21 protein-coding genes are annotated in these 19,059 nt (G+C 75.2%); 9 read left to right on the forward strand and 12 right to left on the reverse strand.

Going from position 1 to position 19,059, the window contains the following annotated elements; genetic code table 11:
* Positions 1-115 precede the first annotated feature (115 nt).
* The 8 genes from GFH29_RS01580 to GFH29_RS01615 form a co-directional block, all read right to left on the reverse strand.
* The gene (locus GFH29_RS01580) at positions 116-1,729 is read right to left on the reverse strand and encodes a cation acetate symporter (protein ID WP_153321738.1); all 1,614 of its coding nucleotides are present in this window, start codon (positions 1,727-1,729) and stop codon (positions 116-118) included.
* A 1-nt stretch (position 1,730) separates the two neighbouring features.
* The gene (locus GFH29_RS01585) at positions 1,731-2,093 is read right to left on the reverse strand and encodes a DUF485 domain-containing protein (protein ID WP_153321739.1); all 363 of its coding nucleotides are present in this window, start codon (positions 2,091-2,093) and stop codon (positions 1,731-1,733) included.
* 140 nt (positions 2,094-2,233) lie between these two features.
* Entirely contained in the window at positions 2,234-3,421 is a 1,188-nt protein-coding gene (locus GFH29_RS01590) for a PucR family transcriptional regulator (RefSeq protein WP_153321740.1), read from the reverse strand.
* A 21-nt stretch (positions 3,422-3,442) separates the two neighbouring features.
* Positions 3,443-4,969, reverse strand: a complete 1,527-nt coding sequence (locus GFH29_RS01595) for a cation acetate symporter (protein WP_153321741.1) — start codon at positions 4,967-4,969, stop codon at positions 3,443-3,445.
* 4 nt (positions 4,970-4,973) lie between these two features.
* A complete protein-coding gene (locus GFH29_RS01600) occupies positions 4,974-5,351 on the reverse strand; it encodes a hypothetical protein (RefSeq protein WP_153321742.1) in 378 nt (125 codons plus the stop codon).
* Positions 5,348-6,094 (reverse strand): LytR/AlgR family response regulator transcription factor, encoded by a 747-nt coding sequence (locus GFH29_RS01605; protein WP_153321743.1) that lies wholly within the window; start codon positions 6,092-6,094, stop codon positions 5,348-5,350. Before GFH29_RS01605 ends, GFH29_RS01600 begins: the two co-directional genes overlap by 4 nt.
* Entirely contained in the window at positions 6,091-7,218 is a 1,128-nt protein-coding gene (locus GFH29_RS01610) for a sensor histidine kinase (protein ID WP_228387696.1), read from the reverse strand. The genes GFH29_RS01605 and GFH29_RS01610 overlap by 4 nt, the downstream gene beginning before the upstream one ends.
* 77 nt (positions 7,219-7,295) lie before the next feature.
* Positions 7,296-8,168 (reverse strand): class I SAM-dependent methyltransferase, encoded by an 873-nt coding sequence (locus GFH29_RS01615; RefSeq protein WP_153321745.1) that lies wholly within the window; start codon positions 8,166-8,168, stop codon positions 7,296-7,298.
* Positions 8,169-8,215: 47 nt separating this feature from the next.
* On the opposite strand from GFH29_RS01615, the gene GFH29_RS01620 reads away from it, so the two are divergent.
* A complete protein-coding gene (locus GFH29_RS01620; protein WP_194289571.1) occupies positions 8,216-8,968 on the forward strand; it encodes an oxidoreductase in 753 nt (250 codons plus the stop codon).
* Between the two features lie 307 nt (positions 8,969-9,275).
* Here GFH29_RS01620 and GFH29_RS01625 read toward each other — a convergent pair whose 3' ends face one another.
* The 4 genes from GFH29_RS01625 to GFH29_RS01640 form a co-directional block, all read right to left on the reverse strand.
* Complete coding sequence (locus GFH29_RS01625) at positions 9,276-10,250, reverse strand: ABC transporter substrate-binding protein (protein WP_153321746.1); 975 nt, start codon at positions 10,248-10,250, stop codon at positions 9,276-9,278.
* Positions 10,251-10,344: 94 nt separating this feature from the next.
* Positions 10,345-11,070 (reverse strand): ABC transporter ATP-binding protein, encoded by a 726-nt coding sequence (locus GFH29_RS01630; protein ID WP_153321747.1) that lies wholly within the window; start codon positions 11,068-11,070, stop codon positions 10,345-10,347.
* Positions 11,067-11,924, reverse strand: coding sequence for an ABC transporter permease (locus GFH29_RS01635; protein WP_228387697.1), 858 nt, complete (start codon positions 11,922-11,924; stop codon positions 11,067-11,069). Before GFH29_RS01635 ends, GFH29_RS01630 begins: the two co-directional genes overlap by 4 nt.
* A 103-nt stretch (positions 11,925-12,027) precedes the next feature.
* Positions 12,028-12,825, reverse strand: a complete 798-nt coding sequence (locus GFH29_RS01640; protein WP_153321748.1) for an HAD family hydrolase — start codon at positions 12,823-12,825, stop codon at positions 12,028-12,030.
* Between the two features lie 130 nt (positions 12,826-12,955).
* On the opposite strand from GFH29_RS01640, the gene ssd reads away from it, so the two are divergent.
* From ssd to GFH29_RS01670, 8 genes are all read left to right on the forward strand, one after another.
* Entirely contained in the window at positions 12,956-14,002 is a 1,047-nt protein-coding gene (gene ssd, locus GFH29_RS20390; protein ID WP_153337077.1) for a septum site-determining protein Ssd, read from the forward strand.
* Positions 13,999-15,177, forward strand: a complete 1,179-nt coding sequence (locus GFH29_RS01645; protein WP_194289572.1) for a TadA family conjugal transfer-associated ATPase — start codon at positions 13,999-14,001, stop codon at positions 15,175-15,177. The genes ssd and GFH29_RS01645 overlap by 4 nt, the downstream gene beginning before the upstream one ends.
* Positions 15,174-15,956, forward strand: coding sequence for a type II secretion system F family protein (locus GFH29_RS01650; RefSeq protein ID WP_153321750.1), 783 nt, complete (start codon positions 15,174-15,176; stop codon positions 15,954-15,956). The genes GFH29_RS01645 and GFH29_RS01650 overlap by 4 nt, the downstream gene beginning before the upstream one ends.
* Entirely contained in the window at positions 15,953-16,693 is a 741-nt protein-coding gene (locus GFH29_RS01655; RefSeq protein ID WP_228387698.1) for a type II secretion system F family protein, read from the forward strand. The genes GFH29_RS01650 and GFH29_RS01655 overlap by 4 nt, the downstream gene beginning before the upstream one ends.
* A 166-nt stretch (positions 16,694-16,859) precedes the next feature.
* A complete protein-coding gene (locus tag GFH29_RS01660; RefSeq protein WP_153321751.1) occupies positions 16,860-17,051 on the forward strand; it encodes a DUF4244 domain-containing protein in 192 nt (63 codons plus the stop codon).
* A 246-nt stretch (positions 17,052-17,297) separates the two neighbouring features.
* Positions 17,298-17,438 (forward strand): hypothetical protein, encoded by a 141-nt coding sequence (locus GFH29_RS20590; protein WP_228387699.1) that lies wholly within the window; start codon positions 17,298-17,300, stop codon positions 17,436-17,438.
* Positions 17,435-17,752 (forward strand): Rv3654c family TadE-like protein, encoded by a 318-nt coding sequence (locus tag GFH29_RS20400; RefSeq protein ID WP_228387700.1) that lies wholly within the window; start codon positions 17,435-17,437, stop codon positions 17,750-17,752. Before GFH29_RS20590 ends, GFH29_RS20400 begins: the two co-directional genes overlap by 4 nt.
* Before the next feature lie 85 nt (positions 17,753-17,837).
* Positions 17,838-19,055, forward strand: a complete 1,218-nt coding sequence (locus GFH29_RS01670; RefSeq protein ID WP_153321753.1) for a cysteine desulfurase-like protein — start codon at positions 17,838-17,840, stop codon at positions 19,053-19,055.
* Positions 19,056-19,059: the final 4 nt, after the last annotated feature.

Below are 19,059 nucleotides of genomic sequence, written 5' to 3' on the forward strand. Positions count from 1 at the left end.
TGGCAGGGGTGGATCCCAGGTCGGATGAACAGAAAGGGGAGTGGCCCCCGCCACAGTAGCGGCGGGGGCCACCGTGCTCGGTGCTCGGTCAGTGCCCGTTTCGGGCGCCGTTCCCTCAGTGCTTGATCGCCTGCTCGGCGCCCGCTCCGGTGAGGGCGCGGACCTCGAGCTCGATGTAGCGGTCCTCGGCGGTGGGCTCGCGCGAGGTCACCGTCCCGAGCCAGCCGAGGAAGAAGCCGAGCGGGATGGAGACCAGGCCGGGGTTCTCCAGCGGGAACCAGGAGATGTCGATGCTGGCGGGCAGCAGCGAGAGGTTCTCCCCGGTGGGGCCGACCTTGCCGGAGGTGACCGGCGAGAAGAAGACGAGCCCGACCGCGGAGATCAGGCCGCCGTAGATGCTCCAGATCGCCCCACGGGTGTTGAAGCGGCGCCAGAACATGTTGTAGACGATCGCCGGCAGGTTGGCCGAGGCGGCGACCGCGAAGGCGAGCGCGACCAGGAACGCGATGTTGAGGTTCTGCGCGGGGATCGCCAGGAGGATCGCCACCAGGCCGATGACGCCGGCCGCGATCCGGGTCACCCGGATCTCCTCGTTCTCGGTGGCGGTGCCGTTGCGGATCACGTTGTTGTAGATGTCGTGGGCCACCGAGGCCGACGACGTCAGCACCAGGCCGGCGACCACCGCCAGGATCGTCGCGAACGCCACCGCCGCGATCAGTGCCAGCAGCACGGCGCCTCCGGTCGAGCCGGCGCCGCCGCCGACCGCCTCGGCCAGCTTCGGCGAGGCCAGGTTGCCGGCCGCGTCGAGCTTGCTGGTGTCGAGCAGCGCCGCGGCGCCGAAGCCGAGCACCAGCGTGAACAGGTAGAACACGCCGATCAGGCCGATCGCCCAGAGCACCGACTTGCGGGCGTCGCGGGAGGTCGGGACGGTGTAGAAGCGGATCAGGATGTGCGGCAGGCCCGCCGTACCGAGGACCAGGGCGATGCCGAGGCTGAGGAAGTCGAGCTTGCTGGTCAGGTCGGCGCCGTAGCGCAGGCCGGGCTCCAGGAACGCCGCTCCGGCGCCGGACTCGCTGGCGGCGCTGCCGAGCAGGTCGGAGAGGTTGAAGTCGAACTTCGCCAGCACCAGGATCACGATCAGCGCGGAGCCGGTCATCAACAGCACGGCCTTGACGATCTGCACCCAGGTGGTGCCCTTCATCCCGCCGACGGTGACGTAGAAGACCATCAGCGCGCCGACGACCGCGATCGTGAGGTTCTTGGTGACCTGGCTGTCGACGCCGAGCAGCAGCGCGACGAGCGCTCCCGCGCCGACCATCTGGGCCAGCAGGTAGAAGATCGAGACCACGACCGTCGAGGTGGCCGCGGCCATGCGGACCGGCTTCTGGCGCATCCGGAAGGCCAGCTGGTCGGCCATCGTGTAGCGCCCGGAGTTGCGCAGCATCTCCGCGACCAGCAGCAGCGCGACCAGCCAGGCGACCAGGAAGCCGATGGAGTAGAGGAAGCCGTCGTAGCCGTAGAGCGCGATGGCGCCGGAGATGCCGAGGAACGACGCCGCGGACATGTAGTCGCCGCCGATCGCCAGGCCGTTCTGGAAGCCGGAGAAGCTGCGACCGCCGGCGTAGAAGTCGGCGGTGCCGGAGGACTGCCGGCTGGCCCAGAACGTGATCGCGACGGTCAGCGCGACGACGGCGAGGAACAGCAGCGTGGTGATGACCTGACTGTCCATCTCAGCCCTCCCGTCCGATGGTGGTGCGGCCCTCGAGGGCTGCGACGTACTCCTCGTCGAGCTGGCGGGCCAGCGGGTCGAGGCGACTGGAGGAGAAGCGGCTGTAGAGCCAGGCGAGCAGGAAGGTCGTCACGAACTGGAGGAGGCCGAAGACGAGCGCGACGTTGATGTTGCCGATGAGCTTGTGGGCCATGAAGTCGCCGGCCCAGTTGGAGAGCACGACGTAGAGCAGGTACCAGGCGAGGAACGCGACGGTCGCCGGGAAGACGAAGCCGCGGTATCGGCTGCGCAGCTCGGTGAACTCGGGGCGTTCGTGGAGGTCGTCGTAGATGGGATCGTGACGCGCGGGCTGGTCGGTGGACACGGGAGCCCCTTCCGTGAGGACGTGTGATCGCCGTCACAGTAGAAGTGCCCACCCCCGGTCCGGCACGACCCGGCACCGCCCGGGCGCTCAGCGGCGTCCGCCGTCGCCCAGCGGTCGGATCGGTACGACGAGCGGTCGGACTAGCCGGACCGGGAGCCCCGCTCCGCCTCCGGCGGTACGCCGAGGGCGACCACGAGCTCGAGCACGGCGCGCGGGTCGGTGAGGCGGTCGCCGAAGAGCTCGCGCAGCTGCCCGACGCGGTAGCGGACCGTCTGCGGGTGCACGAACAGCTCCTCGGCGACGGCGTCGCGGCGGCCCTGGTGCAGCAGCCACGAGCGCAGCGTCTCGGTGAGCCGGGCGGCGGTGGCCGGGCGCAGGTCGGCGAGCGGGGCCAGCGCGCGGGCGCGCAGCTCGGCCAGGGCGTCGGGGTCGGCGGTCAGCACCAGCTCGGGCAGGTGGTCCTCGGTGTCGCCGCCGTCGGGGAGCAGCCCGCTGTCGAGGGCGCGGCGGGCCCGGTCCAGCGAGACCCGCACCGCTGTCCAGGGCTGTGCCGGCCCGGCCACCGACCCGGTCGCGCGCAGGGCGGGGCCGAGCGTGCCGCGCGCGTGGCCGTGGACGTCGGGGACCAGCACGAGCGTGCGCCCGGGCAGTCCCGGCACGTCCTCGGAGTACTCCAGCGTGCCCGGCGGCAGCGCGGTGAGCGCGCGGCGTACCTCCGCCTCCGGCACCAGCACCGCGGTCAGCGTCGTCGCGGGCTCCCACAGGGCGGTGGCGGCGGCCTCGCGGACCGCCTCCACCGAGCTGTCGCTCAGCAGCAGGTGGATCATCCGGTCGCGCAGCCGCTGGCGCAGCAGCCGCGAGCTGGTGAGCTCGTCGGTGTGCCCGGCCACGCTCGCCGCGGAGAGCTCGTCGATGTAGGCGAACACCACCCCGGCCAGTCCCGCCACCAGGTCGGCGGGGGCGTCGAGGCGCACCGCGGTCGCGGAGATGTGCTCCCAGCAGATCCGGGCCCCGATGCGGAACGCCGCGAGCAGCGCGTCGACGGTGCGCCCGCTGCGCGCCTCGCCGCGACCGAGCTGGTAGGAGTAGTCCTTCGCCAGCGCGGTCGGCTCCGCGGCGTTCTCGACCTCCTCATCGAGCAGGTCCACGAACCCGGCGAGCGCCAGCTGCACCGAGCGTCGGATCTTGGCGCCCATCGGCCCGCTGAGCGCGTTGGCATAGCTCGGGACCTCCGCGATGATCGTGCGCACGGCGAGCACCGCGACGTCGGGCAGCCGCTCACGCAGCGCCGCGACCAGCGGGGCGGGGTACGCCGGGATCTCGGTCATCGCGCTCGATCCTAGGCGGGGTCAGGCCCGGTCGAGCCCGAGCGCCTCGGGCGTGTGCAGGCGCACCATCAGCCGCCGGGTGTGACCCGGGACCCGGCTCGGGGTGAGCAGGCTGCCGATCACCATCGCCGAGGCGGCCAGCGGCACCGTCCACGCGGCCGGCTGGGCGAGCAGCACCCCGCCCCAGCCGTCGACCGGCTCCCCGGCGAGCGTGTGGGCGACCGCGACCGCCGAGCCCAGGCCACCGAGCACCAACCCGGCGATCGCGCCCACGTCGGTGAGCCGCCACCACCAGATCCCGAGCAGGAGCAGCGGGCCGAACGTCGAGGCCGCGACCGCGAAGGCCAGCCCGACCACCCGCGCGACCCCGACGTGCGGCGCGGCCAGCGCGGTCAGCACCGGCACCGACACCGCCAGCACCGCGGCCAGACGGAACGCGGTCACCCCGCCGATACGACGACCCCGCGGCCCGCGGCTGGTGACGTCCTGGCTCAGCACGCCGGCCACCGCGATCGCCAGGCCCGAGGCAGTGGACAGGAACGCCGCGAAGGCGCCCGCGGTCACCAGCCCGGTGAGCACCTCCCCGCCCAGCCCCGAGACCATCAGCCGCGGCAGCTCCAGCACGATCACGTCGGAGCCCGAGCCGGCGTGCTCGGGTGCATAGACCCGCCCGAGCGCGCCGTACGCCGGGGGCAGCAGGTAGAACGCGCCCAGCAGCGCCAGCACGACGAGCGTCGTACGACGCGCCGCCCGCCCGTCGGGGTTGGTGTAGAAGCGGACGACGACGTGCGGCAGGCCCATGGTGCCCAGGAACGTCGCCAGGATCAGCGAGTACGTCGTGTACAGCCCCGGCCCGCCGCCGTCACCCGCGAGCGGCACCGACCAGGCCGGGTCGCCCGCGCCGGCGCCGCGGGCGCCGGGGGAGCCGTCGCCGAGCCACACCACCACCAGCACCGCGAGCGGCACCAGCAGCGCGGTGAGCTTGAGCCAGTACTGGAAGGCCTGCACGAAGGTGATGCTGCGCATGCCGCCGGAGGTGACGTTGGCCAGCACGATCACCCCGACCAGCACCGGGCCGACCCAGCTCGGGGCGCCCACCGCGGAGCGCAGCGTGATGCCGGCGCCCTGGAACTGCGGCAGCAGGTAGAGCCAGCCGATCGCCACCACCAGCACCGAGCACGCGGCCCGCACCGGGCGCGAGGCCAGCCGGGCCTCGGCGAAGTCGGGCAGCGTGTAGGCCCCGCTGCGGCGCAGCGGCGCCGCGACCAGCACCAGCAGCACGAGATAGCCGGCGGTCCAGCCGATGGGATACCAGAGCATGTCCGCGCCGAAGGCGAGCACCAGGCCGGCGACTCCCAGGAAGGACGCGGCGGAGAGGTACTCCCCGCTGATCGCGGAGGCGTTGAGGCGGGGGTTGACCGAGCGCGAGGCGACCATGAAGTCGCTGGTGGTGCGCGAGATGCGCAGGCCCCAGGTGCCGATCGCCAGCGTCGCCACCGTCACGACGGCGATCGCGACGATGCCGGGCACCGCGTCCAGGGTGCTCACCCGCTCATTCCTCGGCCTCGCTCATCAGCTCGGCGAAGGCGCGCTCGTTGCGCTCGGCGCGGCGGACGTAGGACCACCCGAGCGCCACCAGGAAGGGGTAGACCAGCACCCCGAGCAGCAGCCAGGCCAGCGGCATCCCGGCGACCTCGACCTGCGCGAGGGAGGGCACCAGGTGGAAGGCCAGCGGCAGCAGCCCGACGGTGAGCACCAGCACGGTGAGCACCCGCAGCGCCAGCCACAGCTGCTCGCGCAGCAGCGAGCCGAGGTAGATCCCGCCCAGCCCGGTGCCGGCGTCGATCGCGCCGGCCCGTGACGGAGAGGCGGTACGCCGCCGGGGCGGGCCGCTCACGCGCACCCGCGGCGGCCGCGGGGTCTCGCTCACGGGCGCGGCTCCGAGGCGCGGCGCAGCAGCAGGTCGCGCAGCTCGCGGGTGTGGCGCCGGCTGACCCCGAGCGCGGGACCGCCGGGCCCGCCGACGACCACCGTGCAGCGCCCGGCGTCGGTGCGCACCTCGGTGACGTGGGCCAGCGAGACCAGCAGCGAGCGGTGGATGCGCACGAACCCGGCCGGCCCCCACTCCTCCTCCAGCTGCGAGAGCGGGGTCCGCACCAGGTGCGAGCCCGTGGCGGTGTGCAGGCGCGCGTAGTCGCCCTGGGCCTCGACGTGGCTGATGTCGGCGCGGCGTACGAACCGGGTGACGCCGCCGAGCTCCACGGGCACCTGCAGGTCCCCGCCGGTGCCGCGCTCCGCGCCGCCGTCGGCGACGCCCGCGACCCGGCGCACCGCCTCGGCGAGGCGTTCGGCGCGCACCGGCTTGAGGACGTAGTCGACCGCGTGCAGCTCGAAGGCCTCCACCGCGTGGGCCTCGTGAGCGGTGACGAAGACGATCGGCGGCGGGGTCCGGAACCGGGCCAGCACCTGGGCCAGCTCGAGGCCGGTGAGGCCGGGCATCTGGATGTCGAGGAACACCGCGTCGACCTCGGTCTCGCGCAGCGTGCGCAGGGTCGCGGTCGCGGAGTCGCAGGTGAGCACGCGGGAGACCCGCGGGTCGCGGTCCAGCAGCCAGGCCAGCTCGTCGAGGGCGGGCCGCTCGTCGTCGACGACCAGGACGCGCAGCCCGCTCACACCTGCACCCCCGGCGCGAACTTCGGCACCCGCACGGTGACCCGGGTGCCGGCGCCCGGTGCGGTCTCGACCACCAGGCCGTGCTCGTCGCCGTAGGCGTTGCGCAGCCGGGCGTCGACGTTGCCGAGCCCGACCGCGTCGAGGCCGACGTCGCCGGCGAGCGCGCGGCGTACCCGGTCGGGGTCCTCGCCGATGCCGTCGTCCTCGACCTCGATCACGCACTCCTGGCCGCGGTCGCTGGCGGTGATCTGGATCCGGCCGCCGGCATCGGAGCCCTCGAGCCCGTGGCGTACGGCGTTCTCCACCAGCGGCTGGATGCACAGGAACGGCACCGCGACGGGCAGCACCTCGGGGGCGATGCTCAAGGTGACCTGGAGCCGGTCGCCGAAGCGCGCCTGCTCGAGGAGCAGGTAGCGCTCGATGCTGCGCAGCTCCTCGGCGAGCGTCGTGTACTCGCCGTGACGGCGGAAGGAGTAGCGGGTGAAGTCGGCGAACTCCAGCAGCAGCTCGCGGGCCCGGTCGGGGTCGGTGCGCACGAAGCTGGCGATCGCGCCGAGGGAGTTGTAGATGAAGTGCGGGCTGATCTGGGCCCGCAGCGCGCGCACCTCGGCCTCCATCAGGCGGGTGCGGGAGGCGTCGAGCTCGGCCAGCTCGAGCTGTCCGGAGACCCAGGCGGCCACCTCGTCGGTGGCGCGGGCCAGGCCGGCGGTGGGGTACGGCGCGAACGCCAGCAGGGCGCCGACGATCCGCTCGTCGACGACCAGCGGGCTGGCGATCGCGGTGCGCACGGGGCAGCCGGGCTCGGTGCAGGGCAGGTCGCCGCGCTCGAAGCTGCGGGTGCCGCCGGCCTCGGTGGTGGCGGCCACCAGGCGGGGCACCCGGTCGGCGTGGTGCTGCCCGGCGCCGTCCCAGGCGAGCACGGAGACCGGGTCGGTGATCGCGAGGGCGGGGGTGCCGAGCAGGGAGCGCAGGTGCCGGATCGAGCGCTGGGCGCTGTCGACGGTGAGCCCGGCCCGCAACGCGGGGCTGGCGAGCGAGGCCTGGTGCAGCGTGCGGAACGTCGCGCGGTCGGCCTCCGTGCCCAGGTGCCGGCGGCGCCACGGACGACTCGTCGGGCCCCTCATGGCCCCATCCTGACCACTCCCCGCCGTCCCCATGCGCTTCCCCGCCCCGCGAGTCGGCGCGAACACCGGGGGAGGGGTCAGCGGAAGTCGATGAGCAGCAGGTCGGTGTCGGTGCCGTCGAGGGGACCGGAGGGGGCCTGCTTGCGGGGGGAGCGGTGGGTGTGGGGGTCGTCGGGCGGCGGGGCGGGGTCGGAGCCGAAGCCGACCGCCGGCGTGCGGCCGGGGCCCTCGGTGACGGTGGCGCGGTAGCAGCGGGCGCTGTACGGCAGCTGCATGCCGTCCATCCCGCGGCCGAAGTCGTCGTAGAAGGCGAGCACCTCGGCGAGCTTGGCCTCGCGCTCCTCCTCCGGCAGCGTCGAGATGCTCGAGCGCGAACGAGCCAGGTCGAGCACGCTCACCCGGTCGAGGCGCTGCCAGTGCTTGAAGGACGCCTCCTCCACGAACCCGAAGTGCGGCGACATCACGACCGGCTCGGCCAGGTCCTCGCGGTGCTCCTGGTCGCCGATCAGGCGGGCCAGGCGGCGCACCCAGGGGATGCTGAGGTCGGTCTGGTTCCAGACCAGCGCCAGCCGGCCGCCGGGGCGCAGCACCCGCGCGATCTCGGGCAGCGCCTTGTCGGTGTCGAACCAGTGGAACGCCTGTGCGCACACCACGACGTCGACGGAGCGGTCCGCCACCGGCAGGTCCTCGGCCGCCGCGACCGCGGTGCGTACGCCGGGGAGCCGCTCGGCCAGCCGGGCGAGCATCTCCTCGTCGGGGTCGGTGGCGAGCACGTCGTGGCCGCGCTCGACCAGCCGCGCGGTCAGCTGCCCGGTGCCGGCGCCGAGCTCGAGCACCGTCGCCGGCCGCTCGCCGGTCAGCCAGGACACCGCCGCCGCCGGGTAGGAGGGGCGGCCACGGTCGTAGGAGTCGGCCACGGAGCCGAACGAGCGGGCTGGTCGGTCACTCATCCCCTCGACCCTAACCCCGCCGAGGTGCCCCAGTAGCGTGTGCCGGCGTGAGCCCCGTTCCCCGCGCCGACCCGCCCGCCGCGGCCCTCGAGGCGCTGGCCGCCCTCGAAGGCGTCCCGAGTGCGTACGCCGCCGCGCGCGACGGCATCGACGTGATGCTGCGTGACCGCGGGCTGCGGCGCACCTCCCCGGAGACGACCGCGGAGTCGCTGCTGCGCGGCGCCCACGCCAGCGGCGTGCTCGAGGGATCGGCCTCGACGCTGGCCGAGGTCCGCGCCGGCGAGGGCGACGCGATCGCGGCCGACGCGGTGCGGGTCTCGGCGATGCTGCTCTCGGTGGTGCCGACGCTGCGCCAGGCGCCGCTGCAGGCGCTCGCGCGCGTGCACGCCGTGGCGGCGGGCGCCTCGCTGCCCGAGGACCGCCTCGGTCGCCCGCGCGACCCCGAGTCCGCCCAGCGCCTGCGCGGGGTGGCCGACCTGCTGACCGCGCGCACCAGCGCGCCTGCGCTGCTGGTGGCCGCGGTCGTGCACGCCGAGCTGGCCACCTCGGCCCCGTTCGGCTCCCACAACGGCATCGTCGCCCGCGCCGCGGAGCGGCTGGTGCTCGTCGCGCGTGGCGTGGACGAGAAGTCGCTGGTCGTCCCGGAGGCCGGTCACCTGGCGCTGCGCGCGGCGTACGAGTCCAACCTGCGGGGGTACGCCGACGGCGGCCGCGCGGGCGTGCACGCCTGGGTGCTCTACGCCGCGGAGGCGTACGCCGCGGGCGCCGAGGCCAGCCCGCTGCGCCGGGCCGCCGAGTAGACCCAGCAGCCACGGCACCGGAACGCCCCGGAACGGTCCGGACGAGCAAGTGGCGCTCGGTTCTCGGGAGACCGAACGCCACTGCTGACACGTGGTCGCTGGCTAACAGGCGTGCGCGCTCCAACTGCTGCGTCCGGGTTCCGGATCGAATCAGCGCCCATGAGGAAGGGTAGGTCGCCGCGTGGGTACCGCGGACCACGTGTGAGTCTGTGCTCTTGTGAATCCCTGTCTACGCCGCTTCGCTCGCGGGTTCAAGGGTTGACTTCGCGGCCCCTCCATGGACGCAGGGGCCGCGAGCCGGATCCGCTCAGTCGATGAGGCCGGGCTCCACGATCGAGGCGAAGTCGATCTCCTCGGGCAGCTCGCCGAGCTCGTGGAACAGGTCGGCGAGCTCCTGGGTCTGGGCGATGATCTCGTCGCTGACCGGGATCACGTCGGAGGCCTTCTGGGCGGCGACCACGGTGGTCGTGCTGGCCGGCAGGCCCGACTCGGCGGCCCACGCCTCGCCCCACTCCTCGGGGTTCTCCACGGCCCAGGCCAGGCCCTGAGACAGGCGGTCGACGAAGTCGGCGACGAGCTCGCGGGTCTCGGGGTCCTCGAGCGCCTCGGTGGAGGCGATCTCGAACTGGGTGCCGAACTCGTCGGGACGCCCGCCGGTGATCGCGACCGCGCCCTCCTCCTGGACCGCCTGGGTCACGAACGGGTCCCAGACCACCCACGCGTCGACCGCGCCGGAGGTGAAGGCCGCGAAGCCGTCGGCCGGCGCGAGGTAGTTGGCGTCGATGTCGTCGAAGGTCAGCCCGACCCGGTCCAGCGCGCGGGCGAGCAGGCCGTGGGCGGAGGTGCCGCGGCCGACCGCCACCCGCTTGCCCTTCAGGTCCGCGACGTCCTTGATGTCGGAGTCGCCGGTGACCAGGATGGAGTTCTCGTGGGAGTCGCGCTCCTGGACCGCCGCCACCACCTTGAAGTTCGCGCTGGAGGCGGCGCCGATGATCGGCGGGGCGCTGCCGACCCAGGCGACGTCGATCTGGTCGGCCGAGGCGGCCTCGACGATCGGCGGGCCCGAGGTGAACTCCGCCCACTCGATCTCGTAGTCGAGGTCGTCGAGCAGGCCGGCGGCCTCGAGGACGGCGCGGATGCCGTCCTTCTGCACGCCGACGCGCAGCACCGGTCCGTCGTCGGAGCTGGCGTCGTCACCGCCGCAGGCGGCCAGCGCCGAGACGCTCAGGCCGAGAGCGGCGAGGAGGGCCGCGGTACGGCGGGCACGGGTGGTTCGGGGCATGGGGCTTCTCCTGATGGGTGGGTGGCGCGCGCCGACGCCGACGCGTCGGGGTGCTGCGAGTGGCTGCGAGCGGTGGGGGAGAGCGGGAGCGGCGTCAGAGCGGGGCGGTGTCGTCGCGTACGCCGAGCAGGGAGAGGAGCTCGACGCGGCGGGCGACGATCTCGGGGTGGTCGCGACGCCGCGGCATCGGCAGGTCCAGCCGGTCGTCGTGCACCACGCGGCCCTCGTGGAGCACGAGCACCCGGTCGGCGAGTAGCAGCGCCTCCTCGACGTCGTGGGTGACGAGCAGGACGGCGGGCTGGTGGCGTTGGCACAGCGCCTGCACGAGCTGCTGGGCGGAGATCCGGGTCAGCGCGTCGAGGGCGCTGAACGGCTCGTCGAGCAGCAGCAGGTCGGGCTCGCGGACGAGCGCGCGGGCCAGCGCGACGCGCTGGCGCTGGCCGCCGGAGAGCTCCCGGGGCCAGGCGTCCTCGCGACCGGCCAGGCCGACCTCGGCGAGCATCTCGCGGCCGTGGGCCTCGGGGTCCGCGCCACGGTGGCCCAGGACGACGTTCTCCAGCGCCCGGCGCCACGGGAACAGGCGCGGGTCCTGGAAGACGACGGCGGGCGCGCTGCCGGTGCGGATCTCGCCGGTGGCGCCGTCGTCCAGGCCGGCCAGGATCCGCAGCAGGGTGGACTTGCCGGACCCGGAGTGGCCGAGCAGCGCCACGAACTCGCCGGGGGCGATGTCGAGGTCGATGCCGGCGAGCACCTCGGTGTCGCCGAAGGCGCGACGTACGCCGCGGACCCGGACGACCTGCTCGGTGGTGGTGGTGGTCATGCGCGGACTCCTTCGTCACGCCAGCGCAGCGCGCGGCGTTCGAGGGCCCGGACGACCAGGTCGGTCAGCAGGCCGAGGACGGCGTAGCAGAGCAGGCCCACGACGATCACGTCGGTGCGCAGGAAGTCGCGGGCGTGGTTGATCAGGTAGCCCAGGCCGGCGCCGGCATTGATCTGCTCGGCGACGATCAGCGCGAGCCAGGCGACACCCAGCGACTGGCGCAGGCCGACGAGGGCCCCGGGCAGCACCGAGGGCAGCACCAGGTGGCGGGCCTGCTCCCATCGGGTGAGGCGCAGCGAGATCGCGGCCTCCTTGAGGTCGGGGTCCACGCCGCGCAGCGCCGCCACCAGGTTGAGGTAGAGCGGCACCACGACGCCGAGGGCCACCAGGTAGATCTTGGGCTCCTCCTTGATCCCGAACCAGACGATGAACAGCGGGATCAGGCCGAAGAGCGGCAGCATCCGCACCATCTGCATGAGCGGGTCGATCAGTGCGTCGCCGAGCCGGGACAGGCCGACCGCGAGGCCGAGCACGACGGCGGCGAGGGCGCCGAACGCGAAGCCCAGCGCGGCGCGGCGCGTCGAGACCAGGAGCGCGTCGACGAGCTCGCCGCTGCGGTAGAGCTCCGCGGTCGTGCTGGCCAGCTCGCGGGGCGCGGGCAGCACGTCGGGGTCGAGCAGGCCGGTCGAGGAGGAGACCTGCCAGAGCACCACCAGCGCCAGCGGGCTGACCCAGCGCAGGGCGGCCCAGGAGGCGCCGGTGCGTCGGCGGCGGGCGCGGGGGGAGGTGCCCGGGCTGCCCGAGCCCGGGGCGGAGGGTCCCGGAGCGGGTCCGAGGATCAAGGCTGTCGTCACAAATGATGAATATAGCCAAGTTACTAGGGTTTGAGTGCGTGTCTCACACCGTGTCGCCCGTGTCGGCCGTCGGCCGCTCGTGACGAGGGGATGGCCGCCGGGCTCAGGCCCCGATACGACGCCGGCGGGCGTTGGCCCACAGCGCCCCGCCGACCGCCACCACGCCGCTGACCGCGAGCGCGGCGAGGGTGGGCTTGACCGGGGGAAGCACCCGGCTGCGCAGGGTGACCGGACGGCTGAAGACCAGCACCGGCCAGCCGCGCTCGGTGGCGATCCGGCGCAGCTCGCGGTCGGGGTTCACGGCGTACGCGTGCCCGACCTCGGCCAGCATCGCCACGTCGGTGACGGAGTCGCTGTAGGCGTAGCACTCCGCGAGGTCGTAGCCGTGCTTCTCGGCGAGCTCACGGATCGCGCGGGCCTTCTCCTCGGCGTAGGCGTAGAAGGCGATCTCGCCGGTGTACTTGCCGTCCTCGACCTCCAGGCGGGTCGCCACGACCGTGTCGGCGCCGAGCAGCTCGCCGATCGGCTCGACGACCTCGGCGCCGGAGGCCGACACGATCACGACGTCGCGCCCGGCGGCGTGGTGCTCCTCGATCAGCGAGACCGCCTCGTCGTACACGAGCGGGTCGACGATCGTGTGCAGCGTCTCGGCGACGATCTCCTTGACCGTCGCGACGTCCCAGCCGGTGCTCAGCTGGGAGAGGAACTGCCGCATCTTCTCCATCTGGTCGTGGTCGGCGCCGCCGACCAGATAGACGAACTGGGCGTACGCCGAGCGCAGCACCGCGCCGCGGGAGATCAGCCCGCCCGCCTGGAACGGCTTGCTGAACGCGAGCGTGCTCGACTTGGCGATGATCGTCTTGTCGAGATCGAAGAAGGCCGCTGCTCGGCTGGTCGCCATGGGCCCATCGTAGGGACTCCCGGTGAGACCGGGCCGGGTCCGGCGCACAGGCGGGACCCGGAGACCTCTCCTCCACAGTCCTGCGCCCGCCCCGCCGCGGCCGGGGGTGGCCCGGGGGAGCGTCACAGTCATGAGTGCTGCCCTCTTCATCACCGCCGACGCGCAGCTGCGCGAGGAGCTGTTCCGTCTCGCCGCCGCCGCCGGGATCAGCCCCGACCACGCCAGCGACGCGGCCTCCGCGTTGCGCCGCTGGTCGAGCGCGCCGCTGGTGCTGCTCGGCGCCGACCTCGCTGAGGAGGTCGCCGGCCTCGGACCGGCGCGGCGCGCCGGTGTGCACGTCGTGGTCTGGGGCCACCCGCCCGATGAGCTCTTCCGCACCGCGCTGGCGGTAGGCGCGGAGAACGTCGCCGAGCTGCCGCGCTCCGAGACCTGGGTCACCGAGGCGCTGACCGACCTGGGCGAGACCGGCCGTCCGCGCGGCACGATGGTCGGGGTGATCGGCGGCTCCGGCGGTGCGGGGGCGACCACGTTCGCGTGCGCGCTGGGTCAGGTCGCCGCCCGCCGCGGGCCCGTCGTGGTCGTCGATGCGGACCCGCTCGGTCCCGGCGCCGACCGGGTGCTCGGCCTGGAGGACCGTGACGGCATCCGCTGGGACGCCCTGTGCCAGACCACCGGCCGGCTCAGCGCGCGCTCGCTGCGCGAGGCGCTGCCGCGCCGTGAGGGGCTGGGGGTGCTCACCTGGCACGCCGGCACCCAGGGGCCGCTGCCCGCGTTCGCGGTGCGGGAGGCGGTCTCGGCGGCCCAGCGCGGCCACGCCACGGTCGTCGTCGACCTGCCGCGGACCCTGGACCCGCTGGTGGAGGAGGTGTGCGCGCGCTGTGACCTGGTGCTCGTCGTGGTAGCGCCCTCGGTGGTCGGGCTCGCCTCGGCGGCGCGGCTGTGCGGCCGGTTCGCGGACCGCTCGGCGCTGCGGCTGGTGGTGCGGGGCAGCGGCATGGACCCGCGCCAGGTGGCCCGGGTCACCGGGGTCCCGGTGCTGGCGACGATGGCGGAGCAGCGCGGACTCGCGGAGGGCATCGACCTCGGGCTGGGACCGGTGCGCTCGCGCCGCGGCGCCCTCGGCCGCGCCGCCGCCGAGGTCCTGGCCCGGCTCTCGCTCACCACGGTGGCCGCGTGAGCGCGCTCCCGGCCGGGCCCGGTGGCACCGACGCCGATGTCGACCGGGTCCGTGACCGGTTGGCCGCCCGCCCCGGCGAGCTGACCCCGCACCGGGTGGCCGAGGCGCTGCGGGAGACCGGGCGCCCGGTGGGCGACGCGACAGTCCTCGCGGTCTATGAGTCGCTGCGCCGTGACGTCGTCGGGGCCGGCCCGCTCGAGCCGCTGCTGCGCCTGCCCGGCGTCACCGACGTCCTGGTCAACGGTCCCGACGCGGTTCACCTCGACCGCGGCCAGGGGCTCGAACGCACCGCGGTCACCTTCCCCGACGACACCGCCGTACGCCGCCTGGCCCAGCGCCTCGCCGCGGCCGCGGGCCGCCGCCTCGACGACGCCACGCCGTACGCCGACGTACGCCTGGCCGACGGCACCCGCTTCCATGCGGTGCTCTCCCCGGTGTCACGGCCCGGCACCGTGGTGTCGCTGCGGGTGCCGCGGCGCGAGCACTTCTCGCTCGAGGAGCTGGTCCAGCGGGGCGCGCTGAGCCCCGAGGGCGGCCGGCTGCTGGAGGCGGTCGTGGCGGCCCGACTGGCCTTCCTGGTCAGCGGCGGCACCGGCACCGGCAAGACCACGTTGCTCGCCGCCCTGCTCTCCGCCGTACCGCCCGGCGAGCGGCTGGTGCTCGTCGAGGACTCCTCCGAGCTGCGCCCGGAGCATCCGCACGTCGTCGGCCTGGAGGGGAGACCGGCCAACGTCGAGGGGGCCGGCGCGATCGACGTACGCACCCTGGTCCGCCAGGCGCTGCGCATGCGTCCGGACCGGCTGGTGGTCGGCGAGGTGCGCGGCGGTGAGGTGGTCGACCTGCTCGCCGCGCTCAACACCGGCCACGAGGGCGGCTGCGGCACCCTGCACGCCAACTCCGCCGCCGACGTCCCGGCGCGGGTCGAGGCGTTGGCGCTCGCGGCGGGGCTGGACCGGGCTGCTGCCCACAGCCAGCTGGCCTCCGGGATCGACCTGGTGCTCCACCTGGTGCGCGGGCGCGACGGCGTACGCCGGCTGCGCGAGGTGGCGGTGCCACGCCGGGAGCGTGACGGGCTGGTGGTGATGGAGACGGCCGTGTCCTTCGACGCCGGGGGCCGCTCGCGCACCGGCCCGGGCGCGGACCGGCTGTCGGGGCTGCTGGACCGGGCGCCATGAGCGGCGCCGTCCTGGTCGCGGTCGGGTCCGCGGCGCTCGCGGCGGCCCTCCTGGTGCGCCCGCCTCCCGCCGCGGCGGCGCCATCGCGGCGGCCGGGCGTGCGAGTGCTGGGGGCCCTGGCCGCGTTCGTGGTCACCGTGGTCGCGGTGGACGCCCCGGGACGCTGGATGGCGCTGGGCGCGGTCGCGCTGGGCTGCGCGGGTGGTGCCACGGCGCTGTGGCGACGCCGGCGACAGCGGATCGCCGCCCTGCAGACGTCGCGGCGGGTGCTGGAGTCCTGCGAACAGCTCGCCGCCGAGCTCAGCGTCGGCCAGCCTCCCGGCCGCGCGCTCGAGCGGGCCGGCGTCTCCTGGCCCGTGCTGGGCCCGGTCGCCGAGGCGTTCCGGGTGGGCGCGGACGTCCCGCGGGCGCTGCGGACCGCCGCCGGGCACCCCGGTGCGGGCGACCTGCGCCTGGTCGCCGCGGCCTGGCAGGTCTCGCAACGCACCGGGCAGGGGCTCGCGGATGCCGTCGACCGGGTCGCGGCGGGGCTGCGTGCGGCGCAGACCACGCGCCGCGTCGTGGACGGCGAGCTGGCCTCAGCCCGGGCGACCGCGCGGTTGGTGGCCGGGCTGCCGGTGCTGGCGCTGGCGATGGGCTCGGGCGCCGGCGGCGACCCGGTGGGCTTCCTGCTCGGCCATCCCCTCGGGATCGCCTGCCTGGCCGGTGGACTCGGGTTCGGGTTCCTCGGGCTGTGGTGGATCGAGGCGATCGCCCGCGACGTCGACCGGGTGCGGTGAGCGTGGCCGCCGCCGCGCTGGTCGCCGTGCTCGCCGCCGGAGCGGCCGCCGCCCTGGCGCTGCCGGCCCGGCCCACGACCCGGCTCACCGCCCCGGCTCCCGGCACGACGAGCCCCGCGGTGGTCCCCGCGGACGGTTGGATGCTGCGCTGGCGCCCGCTGTGGTGCCTGCTCGCCGGGGTCGCGGCAGCGGTCTTCGTCGGCGGCCCTGCGGGCCTCGTGGCGGGCGCGGCCGGCGCCACCGCGACCTGGGTGGGCATCGGGCGCACGGAGCCGCCGGCCCGACGCCGAGCGCGGGAGGCCGTGCTCGCCGACCTGCCGCACGTCGTGAGCCTCCTCGGGGCGGCGCTGCGCTCCGGCACCCCGCCGGGCGCCGCGGTCGCCGCGGTGTGCGCGGCGCTGCCCGGCGCGGCCGCCGACCGGCTCGCCCCGGTCTCGGCCCGTCTGGCGCTCGGGATGGAGCCGGGTGCGGTGTGGCAGAGCCTCGCCGACGACCCCGAGCTGGCGCCGCTGGGCCGGGCGATGGCCCGCGCCCAGGCCACCGGGACCCCGGTGGTGCGCACCGTGGAGCGGCTCGCCGACGAGCTCGCCGCCTCCGCCCGCTCAGCGGTCGAGGACCGGGCCCGCGCGGTCGGGGTCCGCGCGGCCCTGCCTCTGGGGCTGTGCCTGCTGCCGGCGTTCGTGCTGGTCGGCATCGTCCCGCTGGTGGCCGGGATGCTCGGCACGCTGGGGCTGTGAGCCCGACCGCGGCTCGCCGGGCGGCCTGCACCGGGCCACCAGCCGTCCACCGGCGTCCGCCCCGCACCGGGTTCCACAGCGGCGCTCGCGAGGCCTGCTGGCGGGGGAGGCGCTGCCGCAGTCTCGGAGCACGAGGTCACGCCCGTGACCACCGAAGGAGGAGCCCATGCGACACCTGCCCAACCATCCTCGGCCCACGAGCGACGAACGGGGCATCACCACCGCCGAGTACGCCGTCGGCACGGCCGCCGGCGCCGGGCTGGCCGGTCTGCTCTACAAGCTGCTCACCGGAGGTTTCGGCGACAAGCTGCTCAAGACCCTGTTCGACCACGTGCTCGGGCTGCTGGGCATCGGATGAGGTCGGCCGGCTCCCGGTGGCCGCGCCGGCGCGGGCGCGGCGACCGCGGCGCGGCCACCGCGGAGCTGGCGCTGGTGCTGCCGCTGCTCGTCGCTGTGACGATCGGCCTGGTCTGGCTGCTGTCCGCGGGGCTGGCCCAGTGCGCGCGGTGGACGCGGCGCGCGAGACCGCCCGGATGGCGGCCCGCGGGGATCCCGACGCCGAGGCGCTGGCCGCGGGCGTGCGGTCGCCGTCGACGGCAGCGAGGTGACGCTGGTCCGTGCCGGCGGCGAGGTGCGGGTGGTGGTGCGGGGCACCGTCCACGGTCCCGGCGGCCTGTTCGGCGCCCTGCCCGGCATCCGGGTGGAGGCCGAGGCGGTGGCCGTCGACGAGGAGGCCGCCCCGTGACACGCCCCATGACCCGCGACGAGCGCGGCGGGGCGAGCGTGCTGGCGGTCGGGCTGATCGGCCTGCTGCTGCTCCTCGGCACGGCGCTGGCCGCCGTGACCGGCCTGGTGGTGGCCCACCGTCAGGCCCAGTCGGCCGCGGACCTCGCCGCGCTCGGCGCGGCCACCGCGTTGGCCACGGGCCAGGACGGGTGCACCCGGGCGCGGACGTTGCCGGGCCAACGGCGCGAGGCTCCTCGGCTGCGCGGTCCAGGGGCGCGCGGTGCTCGTGCGGGTGCAGGTCGACGGGCCCTGGTGGCGGGGGAGCGGCGGTGACCCGACGGCGCAGGCGCGCGCCGGGCCGGAGTGACCCGCCGGGGCGTGTCGCGGCTGCGCGGCCCGCGCGGGTGAGGATGTCGTCATGAGCTTCGACGTCGACCGCGTCCGTGCGGACTTCCCGGCCCTGCAGCAGGGCGTGGCTTTCTTCGACGGGCCCGGCGGCACCCAGGTGCCGCGGCAGGTCGCCGAGGCGGTCGCGGCCACGATGACCTCCGGGATCTCCAACCGGGGCGCCGTCACCGCCGCCCAGCGACGCGCCGACGCGGTGACCCTCGGGGCGCGCGCGGCGGTGGCCGACCTGCTCGGCTGCGACCCGGGCGGGGTGGTCTTCGCGCGCTCGGCGACCCAGGCGACGTACGACGTGTCGCGGGCGCTGGCCCGGCAGTGGCGTCCGGGCGACGAGGTCGTGGTGACCCGCCTCGACCACGACTCCAACATCCGCCCCTGGGTGCAGGCCGCCGAGCGGGCCGGGGCGACCGTGCGCTGGGTCGGGTTCGACCCCAAGACCGGCGAGCTGGGCGTCGACGCCGTCCGCGCCGAGCTGTCGGAGCGCACCCGGCTGGTGGCCGTGACCGGCGCCTCCAACGTGCTCGGCACCCGTCCCGACGTGCCGGCGATCGCGGCCGCCGTGCACGAGGTCGGGGCGCTGCTCTACGTCGACGGCGTCCACCTGACGCCGCACGCACCGGTGGACGTCGCCGCGCTGGGCGCCGACTTCTACGCCTGCTCGCCCTACAAGCTCTTCGGTCCGCACCACGGCCTGGTGGTCGCGGCGCCCGAGCTCTGGGAGGGGCTTCGCCCCGACAAGCTGGTGCCGTCCTCCGACGCCGTGCCCGAGCGCTTCGAGCTCGGGACCCTGCCCTACGAGCTGCTCGCCGGCACCACCGCGGCGATCGACCACCTGGCCGGTCTCGCCCCGGGTGACGCGGCCGCGAGCGACCGGCGGGCCCGGCTGCTGGCCTCGATGCGCGCGGTCGAGGAGCACGAGGCCCGCCTGTTCGACCGGCTGCTGGCCGGACTGCGCGGCCTCGAGGCGGTGACCCTGCACGGAGACCCGGCCCGGCGTACGCCGACGGTGTTCTTCTCGGTCGCCGGGCGCACGGGCCACGAGGTCCAGACCTACCTGGCCTCGCTCGACGTCAACGCGCCGGCCGGTCACTTCTATGCGATCGAGGCGTCGCGGTGGCTCGGTCTCGGTGACGACGGCGCGGTGCGGGCGGGCCTGGCGCCCTACACCAGCGACGACGACGTCGACCGGCTGCTGGCCGGGATCGCCGAGCTCGCGGAGCTCGCCGGCTAGCCGA

The sequence above is a fragment of the Nocardioides sp. dk884 genome (assembly GCF_009557055.1).
Taxonomy (GTDB): Bacteria; Actinomycetota; Actinomycetes; order Propionibacteriales; family Nocardioidaceae; genus Nocardioides.